The organism is Pseudoalteromonas sp. OANN1 (genome assembly GCF_024124685.1).
Lineage (GTDB): Bacteria > Pseudomonadota > Gammaproteobacteria > Enterobacterales > Alteromonadaceae > Pseudoalteromonas > Pseudoalteromonas piscicida.
The window spans coordinates 235784-247578 of the sequence record NZ_JAMXSE010000001.1; the positions used below are offsets into that span (position 1 = coordinate 235784).

Sequence of the window (11795 nt, forward strand, 5' to 3'; positions counted from 1 at the left end):
CCTAGCTAAATTCATAACCAAAGTCTCTTTGTCATTCTCACCACCAAAAACTGCGCCTAGTGTATTTGGCAAGTGCCATAATTAACAATCGAATTTACCGATAGCACCAATCTATAAATTCGATGAGACGCAAATACCTCCGCTCACGATGCCATTCGGAGATCAAAAAAGGCTTCATGAAGAAGCCTTTTTAAGATGTCTATCACTCAGTGGACATTAGTCCATGATATTTTCTGGCATATCACCGCGGATCTGCTGCCAAATTTCACCCGATTGGTGACCATACTTACGCATCAATGAAATAGCACCATCGTGTTCTTGATTTTCTGCCAGTTTGGTTAAATCTGCATAGAACTGTCTCGCCAGTCCTCGCGTTCTTGAATCAGAAAAGTAATGGCAACCAATTTTTGAGTATAACCCTCTGAAGCCATTTAAAATAAGCACGTAAATTTTGTTTTGCCCTGCACCTGCCAGCTCATGGTGAACTTGGTAGTCATAATCGGCAAACGCTTCTGCGGTGTCTTCTAGCTCTTCATGCTTAGACAAAATATCGATAACACGCTGCGGGTTGAATTTTATCGCCGCACGCGTATAGATAGCACTAATATTGGTACGCGCTGACAGCAGCTGATCGGTCAGCTCAGGCATCTTATCTTCATCAAGACGCGCTAAGGTTTCTAATATATTAAGCCCTGATGTTTCCCAAAAGTTATTTACTCGGGTTGGCTTACCATGTTGGATAGTCAACCAGCCATCACGAGCTAGCCTTTGTAATACTTCGCGCAGTGTTGTTCTTGTTACACCAATGAGTTCAGAAAGCTCACGCTCAGCAGGTAGAATTGATCCCGGAGGGAATTCGCCGTTCCAAATTGACTCAACAATATATTCTTCAGCAAATCCAGCTGGGCTCTTGGCTTTGAAAATTCTCATCTCACACCACTTTATTATTACATCAATGCCTTGATTGGCAGGTTGTGCTTGTTAATCCACTGATTGTACCAGATGAAGCTCAACTAACAAGCTACAAATCACCCTAGCTGAAAATAGCCATGTTTAATGCCGGTGAGATTGTGATGTAGTGTGAGGCTTAGAACTCACTTAATGCAATATAGACTTGGCCATAACGGGCTCATCTTCGCTAAACACTGAGCTGTTAATGTAAACAAATTGCTCTTCATCAGACCATCCAGCCTCTGCTTTCATTTTGTATAACTCAAATACTTCTCCTAAAGTGCACACGAAACGACTGCGAAATAAACAGACAAAGCGGCATGTAATAATGCTATTAGACATCTTTTGCAATTTACTTTCGAGCGTTGCTTGCAAACAACAAAGCAGCTTAAGGAAACCAAAACTCACAGGCAACAAAATCGAACCCTGTTTTTAAAAGCCAATATCAAAGTCTGCCGAAACACAGAACCCCTATTCAAGGAATCACCAAGAAAATTCGCTCCCTACTTTTAAATCACATAGCGAACTTTATGCCTGAGTAACCTAACGTTTTAGAGCTCGTTTTGTCTGCTTTCAAGCTTATTCAGCCATGCTTGTTTAAATTCGTGGTCTGATGTCAAAGCGAGATAAAGATCCGTGGCAAAAAAACTATCATTGTAGTCGGGTAACCAGCCAGTGTTGAGCAGCTGCGTCAGTGCTTGTTGTGTTTCTGCTGCTTCATTGTTAAGTGCAAACCAGTAAGGAGATAACGCTGCATCTAGCTGATTTCCTTGGTTAAGGTATTGTTCTAACAACTGTGTTACTCGCTTGAGCTTGCTTTGTTCACCTGTACGTTTCAGCATCAAGGCATAAGTAAGGTGTTGTCCTACATTGCCTGCCTCTGGCAATGTAAACGCCGCGATATCAGCAAAATGCTGTTCAAAAAGTATTAGCGCGGATTGTACTTTCTGCCGTGCAAGTAAAGCAAGTATATAAGGCATCACATAATGATTACCCTTTGAGTCTAGCTCGTATCGCTGCTTTAAGAGTTCTTCGGCCTTTTCGATATCACCTTGTCGCCATGCGATCCCAGATTCAACATAGAGTCTAAATGCTGTAGAAATTGAACCTAAATTTGCGGCTTGCTGATATTTCTCCTCAGCTTCTTCTGCTCGCCCTAAACTCAATAACACTAATATGTGGCTCAATTGCTGCGCGGGGTACAATTTACTATGACTGATGTGATTGTTTTGGTACCACAGCAAATATTCGCTTGCCCTATTCTGGTTAAGCGGATAAAAGTCTAGCGCATAGAGCGGATTGTTTTTGGTGTGCGGGGCAATGGCAACGCTACGATCAAAATATTTTCGCGCGAGCACTAACTCTCTAAAATTCAAATAGGCATAGGCTAATCCTCGGATAATAACCGCATCGTTTGGTGCTAACTGATACGCTTGTTTATGCGCAGCAATTGCATCGGGTATTTTGTGTTGGTCCCGAAGAAATCGACCGTACCAATGCCATAGGCGAGCATGCTTGGTTGAGAGCTCAAATCCGCGCTTAAAATAATTCTGTGCTTGCTCAATTTCATTCTCCATCACCGCAAAGCGTGCAAGAGAGGTTATCACTTCAATATTTGTATCATCTAAGATCCGTGCTTTTTCTAACAATGGCCGACATAAAGCAAGCGATTCATACTCTGACACCGCGCCATATACGCTTAGCCCCATAAAGGCATTGCATAAGCCACTGAGTGCCTCGATATTATCACTTTGTTTAGATAACACTTGTTGATAAATCGTTTTCGCTCGCGCTAACTCTTCCACCGCTGTACTTTGGGATAGGTGTGTGGCAAGAGTGATCTCATCAAAATAAGGGTTGTTTTGTGTCTTGTGCTTTTGATCAGTTTGAATATAAAAAGCAAAAAAGGCGATTAGAGCGAGCAACGGAATGGTGACACCAAGCAGCCAAATTCGCTTTTTGCTCACTGGCATCACAGCCACTTTATGCTCTCTAAGTGCAATGTTTGGATGAATGCGGTAGCCTTGAGCTGATATTCTTTCGATATATTCTTCGTATTGCGGATCTGTGTTTAAAATCTTTCTTAACTGCGCAACAGCTTGATAGACCGAATTGTCAGACACCACCTTCGGGTGCCAAACTAACTCGACGAGGGTATCAATACTCAGAGGCTCAGCTTTAGCATCGACCAGCACCAACAGTAATTTCATCACTTTTGGGGTGACGGTATATTCACGGCCAGTCGGATACTCCACAATCTGGTTCAATTTAGGCACAACAAGCCAATTTCCCAAAAGCAAATTTTTCAACCCCAGAACACCTTACATTATTGATTATTATAGTTTTAATTAAATTAAGAAAAATTTCAGAGTTAATTTATATGAAAATTAAAACACAAAGTACCTCGCCAGTTATGCTCGAAGACATCTAATACGACACTAACTGGTTTTCATTATGAAAAAACAAACATTAATATTTGCGGCCTGTTGCGCCCTGTCTTCTCATGCATTATTTGCAGCAGTGGACCTTCGTATCGACAATGCTACCATTTTAAATCCTATTGATAAGCACCAAGTCAATATCATTTCCAATCATTGGCTCACCATCCAAGATGGCAAAATTATACAAGTCTCTGACTCAAGTCAAAAACCGGATGCAGCACAGGTCATTGATGCTCATGGTCAATACCTCATACCAGGGTTAACCGATAGCCATGTCCACCTAAAAACAATGCCGGGATTGCTTAACACCTCCCCTAGAGCTCGCCAGATGCAAACAGCATTTTTAAAACGGCAAGGCGCCAATTATCTTTACTATGGCGTCACGCAAGTTATTGACCCGTCAAACACTGCAACCGGCATGACCGAATTTACAGCAAATGGCCCCGCACCCGACGCCTACTTTTGTGGCGCAATGCCAGTTTACCAAGGGTATAATGCTGAAGGCCTTAGTTACTCAAAGCTACACCAACATAAACCCTACTTTGCTGCACAACACAGCGATCCTGCTCATGAGCTAACACCATCTCAAGCACACGCTCACCAAGGAGCTCAGCCCTTAACGCGAATGAAATCTGACGGTGCAACTTGTGCCAAACTGTACTTTGAAGATGGCTTTGGAGAAAACAGTGCTATACCGCTTATTAACCAAGAAACTGCCAAACAGTTAGTCGAGTCCGCAAACTCACTTAAGTTACCCGTAATGGCACATGCGAATGCCGTTGATATGCAACAACTTGCTGTAGATGCCAATATCAACGTTATGGCGCATGGACTTTGGAACTGGTTAGCGCCAAATACAGCCCCTAGCGAAAGCGAACTACCAACCAATGTAAAAGCTGTGCTGGATACCATCATCGAAAAAGACATCGCATATCAAGCCACATTAAATGTGATGAATGCTCTGGCGAAAGTGACTGACAACACTTTCACCTTCTCGTCTGAATATCGTACCGTATTACCTCCGTCTCAAATTGCTTGGTATCAAAGTGAACCTGGTCGCTGGTTTTCTCGAGAAATGGGTCAAGGCTGGGGTGAAATAAGTAATCAACAAAAGGTGGCTAAACTTGAGCAAGTTTTCTCTCAAGGGCAACGAGCACTAAATTATCTATATAAAAATGGCGCAACCTTGCTGCTTGGCTCAGATACGCCACCCGCACCAACTTATGTATCGCAACCTGGCTTATCGACTTATCAAGAATTAACGATGATGGATCAAGCCGGAGTAGACCTCGTTAGCTTGTTATCTGCTGCAACCATCAATAATGCCAAAGCATTTGCGATAGACTACCAGTACGGCAGCATCGCTGTGGGGAAAGTGGCTAATCTATTACTTTTAAATAGTAACCCTTTGCAGTCAGTCGCGGCTTATAACGATATTGAATATGTTATCTTACACGGCTCAGCCATTGAGCGTGCTACTTTTCATATCGATGCCCTCGAGAAAAGTGAGTAAATACGTCAGAATAGAAATGCTGATAATGTCGGTCTCACCTCAATTGACTTAATCAAGTGATCTATTCTGATATTTTCGAACTTCTGCTGGTAACAAGAGTCGAAAAATCGTCGCAAAGATAGCGCACACTGCGAAGTAAAGTTGCTCTAACGCGGCCAGATAAAGCATAATAAAACAAAAAGGGTTTCTCTATAATGAAGATTTCATCTTTTCATCTCTCTAGGCAATCTTGGGGATTGCTAGCACTATCCGCTGCTATTTTTGAAGCCGTTGCACTGTATTTCCAATACGGTATGGGTTTAGAGCCCTGCATTATGTGCATCTATCAGCGTTTTGCTATGTTGGGGTTATTAGCAGCTGGTTTAATCGGTATGATTTCTCCTCGCTCTTTCGCACTGCGTAGCCTCGCATTTGTTTCGTGGGGGGTAGGCAGTATTTGGGGTTATTTTATCGCCCGTGAACATATCAGTATGCAAACTACAACAGATCCATTTGCTTTTACCTGTGACTTTGTACCAAACTTTCCTGCGTTTATGCCGCTGCATGAATGGCTACCAAGTTTCTTTGCTGCAACAGGTGACTGCGGCAACATAGATTGGTCTTTTGCAGGATTATCTATGCCTGGATGGATGGAAATTATCTTTGCATTTTATAGTGTTGCATTTATTCTTTTCTTATTTTTCCATGTTACCAAAAGAAGTTGAGATATCACATTCATGCATTTTAGGTTAAGCCAAATTGAGCAACTGAGAGCGTTTAAATTACGTGACAAGCAGATGATCTTACGTCTTGCACTTAGCCACCTTGATGCAAAAACAAAGGTCGTGTTAAGAATAGCCAAGTTGCTACTGCTCACACCGTTTTTTGCCTCATTGGTCGTATTTGAAGGTTGGCTGTTATTACCTGTCTTATTGGTAGCAGGACTAATTTATCCGCTACTGACCACACCACTGGAAATACAGTTTGGCAAACCCAAGCTAGCTCAGGCAATCGCTGAGTTTAACGCCTCGAATAAGCCCTAATCTTCAATTTACCTGTGTGCGAGCAGCTAAGCTCGCACACAATAACTACGACTAGACTCTAATTTTCCCCTCCAGTTTTGCCAATATTCCTTTCCCAATTCCTTTTACTTCCAGCAACTCCGTTGTTGTTTTAAAGCGCCCCATTTTCTTACGGTACTCTACGATGGCTTCAGCTTTACGAATACCAATCCCAGGTAAACTTGAAAGCGCCGAAGCGTCGGCAGAATTAATATCGAGTACAGCACTTTGCTGCTGCGTTTGAGAGGCTGGCTTTACTTGCTCCGCAGGTTTTGCGAGCACGCTTGAACAGCTTAAACCTAGCGCCAATAAAATAGAAAGTATGGTGGGTTTATTGAACATATATACACTCCTTGTGCGTAAAAAGTATCCAGAGCTTTTTGCATTCCTCTCGATGGGTGATTGCAGCAAGCTTATAAAATAACCTGAGCTTCGGATAATTAATGCCTTTCTAGCAGCCAGTTTTAGCGCTAACCGCGTTGAATTCACTTCCAATAGCCAGCTATTGGTGCGTAAATTCGCCTAGTTATCCCCAAAATTCTCTGGCTAGATAAGGAAATAATTTAATGATTTTAAAAACAATGAGCTAGCTCATTCCTTATCCAAACCTCAGGTTAAATAAAGATTGGAATATTGACTTTGTCAAAAAACATTCATTCTTTCAAAAACCAAAATAAAGACTAAGACTTTGTTTTTAATGGCTTTAATAAATTTCCTTTCACTCAATGCCACTTGAAAAATTTTCAAAATAACTTGCTTAATCACTGAATTCGATTTACTGTATAAAAAAACAGTGACTAGGGGAATAACCATGGCCGTTATCATCAAATATGTTGTTGAAAGAAATGGAGTCGAGCGTATGACTTTCACGTCTAAAAAAGAAGCTGATGCTTATGATAAGATGCTAGATGTAGCTGAAGCATTGGAAGACATGCTAACGAAAGTTGACGTGCCGCTGAGTGAACAACAAGTTGAATCCCTAGCGCTTGAAATTGCGAAACAAAAAGATGACTTTGTGTCTGTGTTAAAAGGTGGCAAAGTAGCACCAAAGGCCAATGCCAAAAACAAATCTGAAAACGAAAAAGCGTCAGATCCAGATAAAGTAACCAAAATTAAGCAAGCCTAAATGATAATAACCACTTACTTCAGTGGGTGGTTTAGGCTGAAAATAAAAAACCGCATGTTCTGCGGTTTTTTATTTTGTGCTGTGTAGCGTGGTATTATTTAATCACGCTTGCCACTGCGTCAGCAAAGTAGTCAATATTGTCTTTGCTTACGCCAGCTACGTTAACGCGGCTAGAGCCTACCATATAGATAGCATATTCAGTGCGTAGTCTGTCAATTTGCTCTTTATTAATACCTAAGAAAGAGAACATACCGTGCTGACGGTCGATGAACGAGAAGTCTTGCTCAACACCTTTTGCAGCTAGGCTCTCTTTGATCAACGTACGTAGACCATTGATACGACCGCGCATTTCGTCAAGTTCGTCGTACCACATTTGCGTAAGTTCAGTACTGCTTAGAATGGTATTTACAATATCAGCACCGTGTGCTGGTGGCATTGAATAGATACTACGAACAACGCTAAGTAATACTGAGTTTGAAACATCAGCAGTGGCACTGTCTTTTGCAATGATTGAACACGCACCGATACGCTCGCGGTATAAACCAAAGTTTTTAGAGCAAGATGAACAGATGATCATTTCATCAACTGTATCCGCAACCGTTCTAAGGCCTTGTGCATCTTCCTCAAGGCTGGTACCAAAACCTTGGTATGCAATATCAATTAATGGTGTAAAGCCTTGCTCTTTTGCGAGTTCAGCAACTACTTTCCATTGCGCTTGATTTAAGTCCATACCACTTGGGTTATGACAACATGCATGAAGTAGTACCACATCACCTTTAGGTACTTGCTTCAGCGCATTGATCATCTCATCAAACAACAACCCTTTGTTTTCGTAGTCGTAGTAAGGGTACTCTTTAACTGTTAGACCAGCTGCTTCAAATAGGCTAATGTGGTTTGCCCAAGTTGGCGTCGTAACCCAAACAGTAGCATTGGTGTTGCAACGTTTAATAAATTCGGCAGCAACACGTAATGCGCCAGTACCACCTGGTGCTTGCGCCGTACGTACACGGTTTGCCAATAATGTACTATGCTCTCCAAGTAACAGTGTTTCCATCTTTTGACAGAAGTCTAAGTTACCAGCCAAACCAATATAAGATTTTGTCGTTTCGTTTTCTAAACGAAACGCTTCCGCTTTTTTAACCGCTCTAAGTACCGGCGTGTTTCCCTGCTCGTCCTTATAAACACCTACACCAAGGTCAATTTTGTTTGGGTTAGTGTCCTGTTTATAAGCGGCCATCAGGCCTAAAATAGGATCTGTTGGAAGTGGTTTTAGCTCTGAGAACATGGCTTATCTCTTTTATTTTAATTAATGCAAACTCGAGCGGCTGACGCCCGATTCCAGTAGACTTGATGGTAACATAGAGACTTGCATCTCAGTTACCATATTTATCTAGAATTTTATTCATTTTTGTAAACTTGGCAGCACCACAAAGGCGTCAAGTTTACAGCCGGACATTCCGATAATTATTTGGGTAAATATTCAGGGATTCTCGTACATGCCGCTGCAAGCAATGCTAAAATTTCTTCGTTGAAAAATGACTCAGAAAACGCTTCTGCATCAATAATTCCAATACAATTTTGAGCATCATCGAATAATGGCAGACAGGTTTCTGCTTTCACCTTTGGATCGCAAGTGTAGTACTCTCCTCCACTGGCGACATATTGAGGGATGTCATTAATCACTCGAGCTTTAGCACTCAATACCGTTTGAATATTATTTGACGTAGCGGCAAAAGCATCCGTTATAGGGAATAGTGGTCTACTCGGCGCGCCAGAATACGCTAATTTGAGAAGTTGTTTCCCTTCATTTGTCGCTCTTGCTTGGTATATGCCAAACCAATCAACAGCTGTAAATTCAACTACCGCTGACACTATCGTTTGCAGCTTGGTAAGCGAACGTGCATTAGCCGTGTTCTTTTCAACATAGTCACTCAATAAAAAAGGTGCTTCCTGAAGGTATCCAAACAAGCTGCAAGCGCCCCCTTCCCCAAGTTCAGGGATCTGATATGACCATACAGCAGGGCTTGAGTTTTGCTCAATATAAGCATCTAGTTTTTCTAATTGCAGCAAAAGCAATTCGCGGGAGATAGATAATCCACTCAATGAAATATAATCTGACATTTTAGCCATCTAAACATCTAAAGTTAATACAACTTTACCACGCTCTTTATACCTTGCCAATACTAAAAAACAGGTACATAGAGTAATAGGAGTAGATAGTAAACTAAAGCAGAGGTGAAATACGCTTGAGTGGAATTTAGACCGATTTAGAGGTGAGTGAATAAATCATTTCTATTTCATTTCCAGCACTGTTGTAGCTAACGCTTTGAGCAATTTCGTTAAGTAAGCTAACACCTCGGCCATGGCTATGCTCTTGCTGTGCTTTGTTACGCTCGCTTGATTCAAAACCATTACCTGAATCACAAATGTTGAAGTATAGCTTTAGCTCTTCAGGGCTGTAGCGCACTGAAATAATAATGAGCGCTTCTTTTAGCTCCTTCAAAACACTCTCTCGCAAACTGTAGAACTCAAAAAAGCCATCTTCTTTATTTTTAATCTCAGAATCTAGCCCCAACACACCGTGATCTAAAGAGTTATTGTAGGCTTCGGAGAGTAGTAAGAAGATGTTAGAGCGATGCGCCGAAATACCGTCAACCTCACTAAGCAAGTCCACCAGCTCAAGTACCGGATCGGTAGTTTTCATCTGTTTGGCATCTAAAGATAACGAAATATTAAACGGCAAGCTTGAATAATGGTTAGGCGCAGAAACAATTGACTCGCTGGCAACGCAATTAATAATTGCGATACTCAAGTCATCTTGTTGCTCCGTATTGCCAGAAAACTCGCGAACTTCAGAGATAATTTGATCCGTGGAAATATGCTGCCGACTCGCCAGCAAGCGCTTTAACCGTCGTTCGCCATACATTTCCCCCCGCTCAGATTCAGATTCGATGATACCGTCTGTCGCCATTACGAGGCGTTGGTCGGGGCTGACTTCAAAATGCAGCAGATTACGTTCAAACTCATCGACTTCTAAAATGCCGAGTGCCATATGTTGGCTCTCTATGGTTTTAATAAGGCTGCCATTTTGGTCAATCAGGTATAAATCTGGCAGACCACCAAGCCAGGCAGAAACACTTTTCCCTGAGCTGCTCAATTCGATGATCGCTGCTGCGCAAAACATATGGCCGGGTAATAACTCATTAAGGGCGGTATTGAGCTCAACGGCTATATCACTAACCGCCATTCCCTTTTGCACCATAGTGTAGAAAATGCGCGATGCGGGAAGCGCGCCGACTGCAGCCGCTAAACCATGGCCAGTAAAATCACCCAGTAAACAATAAAAGCCACCCATTGGGCTCTTGGCCATTAAAAACATATCGCCATTAAACATTGACGCGGGGGACAAGTGGTATTCACAAATCTCAGGATATTCAGATTGTTGTGCAAGCGCATTACTAAAGATGTGCTCAACAATCTCGTGCTCTCGCTCTATCTGGTTATAGTGATATTCTAGTTGTCGGCGTTGTTCGTTGCTTTGTTGGCTGAGCCTACGAGTCCTCGCATGCGCTTTGATTTTGGCTGATAAAATGACTTTATCAAACGGCTTATGAATAAAGTCATCACCTCCTACAGCAAGACATTTTTCAAAGCTACTTTGATCTTCAAGTGCAGTGATAAAGATGATGGGGAGGTATACGTCGCCCGCATATTGCTTTATTTTAGGGGCAGTCTCAAAGCCATCCATTACGGGCATGACAACGTCTAGCAGCACGATGTCGATGTCCTGACTTTCGAGAATTTTTAATGCATCACGACCATTATGGGCACAAAAAACGGTATAAAATTGTTGCTCAAGCATTGCCTTGAGCAGCTTACAGTTTAATACCTGATCGTCGACTACCAAGATATTCATGAGGGGCTAATCTATCGGCGATCAGTCAATATCAAACTTCTTATCAAAACGAGAGATCTGGAGGATTTTCTTAAGTTGTGGACGGCAGTTACTAATTTGAATGCTAGAAACTGAGCTTCCTAGTGTTTTTTTCATATTTAACAGCATACCCAAAGCGGAGCTGTCCATATAATCGGTTTCACGCAGGTCAACAACAACCTTTTCGGTTTGATCATTCACCTCCGCATACGCCTGACGAAACGATTGCACCAAATTAAAGTCGAACTTACCTCTAATTTGAATGGTTAGTGTCTTACCGTCAGCAGAAGCGTTTTTACTCAAGCTCATCATTAAGCTCCTAAATTATTTTGATTTGTTTCCCCTCACCAATTTAAATATAACGCTTAAAAATCATTTAGCAAAAAATAAAAAACATCTAATCTGCTTTTTGCTATGATCTCTGCAAAGAACCCTTAAGAGGACCAGAATCAATGTCAGAATCAAGACTTGTGTACTCCACAGATGTAGGCCGTATTGACACCAAAGAGCCAAAGCAAGAAGTTCAAGGGAAAGTTTTTAAAGACGGCGCCGTTCGTATTGAAAGACAAACTAAAGGGCGAAAAGGCAAAGGCGTTATGCTTGTCGTTGGCATCGATAATGGACAGCATGATCTAAAGAAATTGGCAAAAACGCTTAAATCAAAAATGGGTCAAGGTGGCGCAGTTAAAGAAGGCGTTATCGAAATTCAAGGCGATGACAGAGAAAAGCTTAAGCAATTATTAGAAGGCCAAGGCTTCAAAGTGAAAATCGCAGGCGGTTAAGCGCTTAT

12 protein-coding genes are annotated in these 11795 nt (G+C 41.9%); 5 read left to right on the top strand and 7 right to left on the bottom strand.

The genetic code is table 11. The annotated features are described in order from the left end of the window. Positions 1–216 precede the first annotated feature (216 nt). A complete protein-coding gene (gene fadR, locus NH462_RS01140) occupies positions 217–930 on the bottom strand; it encodes a fatty acid metabolism transcriptional regulator FadR (RefSeq protein WP_010371123.1) in 714 nt (237 codons plus the stop codon). Positions 931–1502: 572 nt separating this feature from the next. Further along, on the bottom strand, positions 1503–3260 hold the full coding sequence (locus NH462_RS01145; RefSeq protein WP_253103341.1) for a winged helix-turn-helix domain-containing protein: 1758 nt from the start codon (positions 3258–3260) through the stop codon (positions 1503–1505). Positions 3261–3405: 145 nt separating this feature from the next. Here NH462_RS01145 and NH462_RS01150 point away from each other — a divergent pair, with 145 nt between their 5' ends. From NH462_RS01150 to NH462_RS01160, 3 genes are all read left to right on the top strand, one after another. After that, complete coding sequence (locus NH462_RS01150; RefSeq protein WP_253103343.1) at positions 3406–4905, top strand: amidohydrolase family protein; 1500 nt, start codon at positions 3406–3408, stop codon at positions 4903–4905. 194 nt (positions 4906–5099) lie between these two features. Beyond that, entirely contained in the window at positions 5100–5609 is a 510-nt protein-coding gene (gene dsbB, locus NH462_RS01155; RefSeq protein ID WP_017216139.1) for a disulfide bond formation protein DsbB, read from the top strand. A 12-nt stretch (positions 5610–5621) separates the two neighbouring features. Then, entirely contained in the window at positions 5622–5927 is a 306-nt protein-coding gene (locus NH462_RS01160) for a hypothetical protein (protein WP_017216140.1), read from the top strand. Positions 5928–5978: 51 nt separating this feature from the next. Here NH462_RS01160 and NH462_RS01165 read toward each other — a convergent pair whose 3' ends face one another. Continuing rightward, on the bottom strand, positions 5979–6287 hold the full coding sequence (locus NH462_RS01165) for a helix-hairpin-helix domain-containing protein (protein WP_045964414.1): 309 nt from the start codon (positions 6285–6287) through the stop codon (positions 5979–5981). Positions 6288–6756: 469 nt separating this feature from the next. On the opposite strand from NH462_RS01165, the gene NH462_RS01170 reads away from it, so the two are divergent. After that, positions 6757–7071, top strand: coding sequence for a YebG family protein (locus tag NH462_RS01170; protein WP_039497042.1), 315 nt, complete (start codon positions 6757–6759; stop codon positions 7069–7071). Between the two features lie 94 nt (positions 7072–7165). On the opposite strand, the gene NH462_RS01175 is transcribed toward NH462_RS01170, so the two are convergent. The 4 genes from NH462_RS01175 to NH462_RS01190 all read right to left on the bottom strand — a co-directional run bounded on the left by NH462_RS01175 (position 7166) and on the right by NH462_RS01190 (position 11314). Then, the gene (locus tag NH462_RS01175) at positions 7166–8356 is read right to left on the bottom strand and encodes an amino acid aminotransferase (protein ID WP_010371103.1); all 1191 of its coding nucleotides are present in this window, start codon (positions 8354–8356) and stop codon (positions 7166–7168) included. A 179-nt stretch (positions 8357–8535) separates the two neighbouring features. Further along, on the bottom strand, positions 8536–9201 hold the full coding sequence (locus NH462_RS01180; RefSeq protein WP_253103346.1) for a GAF domain-containing protein: 666 nt from the start codon (positions 9199–9201) through the stop codon (positions 8536–8538). 127 nt (positions 9202–9328) lie between these two features. Further along, a complete protein-coding gene (locus NH462_RS01185) occupies positions 9329–10987 on the bottom strand; it encodes a fused response regulator/phosphatase (RefSeq protein ID WP_010371098.1) in 1659 nt (552 codons plus the stop codon). Positions 10988–11008: 21 nt separating this feature from the next. Further along, complete coding sequence (locus tag NH462_RS01190) at positions 11009–11314, bottom strand: STAS domain-containing protein (RefSeq protein WP_010371095.1); 306 nt, start codon at positions 11312–11314, stop codon at positions 11009–11011. 143 nt (positions 11315–11457) lie between these two features. Here NH462_RS01190 and NH462_RS01195 point away from each other — a divergent pair, with 143 nt between their 5' ends. Next, positions 11458–11787 carry a translation initiation factor gene (locus NH462_RS01195; RefSeq protein ID WP_010371093.1) on the top strand — a complete coding sequence of 110 codons (330 nt, stop codon included), beginning with the start codon at positions 11458–11460 and terminating at the stop codon, positions 11785–11787. The last annotated feature ends 8 nt before the right edge of the window (positions 11788–11795 follow it).

Coding starts and splice junctions, on each gene's coding strand:
- fadR (WP_010371123.1), bottom strand. CDS start 930: ATGAGAATTTTCAAAGCCAAGAGCCCAGCTGGATTTGCTGAAGAATAT.
- NH462_RS01150 (WP_253103343.1), top strand. CDS start 3,406: ATGAAAAAACAAACATTAATATTTGCGGCCTGTTGCGCCCTGTCTTCT.
- dsbB (WP_017216139.1), top strand. CDS start 5,100: ATGAAGATTTCATCTTTTCATCTCTCTAGGCAATCTTGGGGATTGCTA.
- NH462_RS01160 (WP_017216140.1), top strand. CDS start 5,622: ATGCATTTTAGGTTAAGCCAAATTGAGCAACTGAGAGCGTTTAAATTA.
- NH462_RS01165 (WP_045964414.1), bottom strand. CDS start 6,287: ATGTTCAATAAACCCACCATACTTTCTATTTTATTGGCGCTAGGTTTA.
- NH462_RS01170 (WP_039497042.1), top strand. CDS start 6,757: ATGGCCGTTATCATCAAATATGTTGTTGAAAGAAATGGAGTCGAGCGT.
- NH462_RS01175 (WP_010371103.1), bottom strand. CDS start 8,356: ATGTTCTCAGAGCTAAAACCACTTCCAACAGATCCTATTTTAGGCCTG.
- NH462_RS01180 (WP_253103346.1), bottom strand. CDS start 9,201: ATGGCTAAAATGTCAGATTATATTTCATTGAGTGGATTATCTATCTCC.
- NH462_RS01185 (WP_010371098.1), bottom strand. CDS start 10,987: ATGAATATCTTGGTAGTCGACGATCAGGTATTAAACTGTAAGCTGCTC.
- NH462_RS01190 (WP_010371095.1), bottom strand. CDS start 11,314: ATGAGCTTGAGTAAAAACGCTTCTGCTGACGGTAAGACACTAACCATT.
- NH462_RS01195 (WP_010371093.1), top strand. CDS start 11,458: ATGTCAGAATCAAGACTTGTGTACTCCACAGATGTAGGCCGTATTGAC.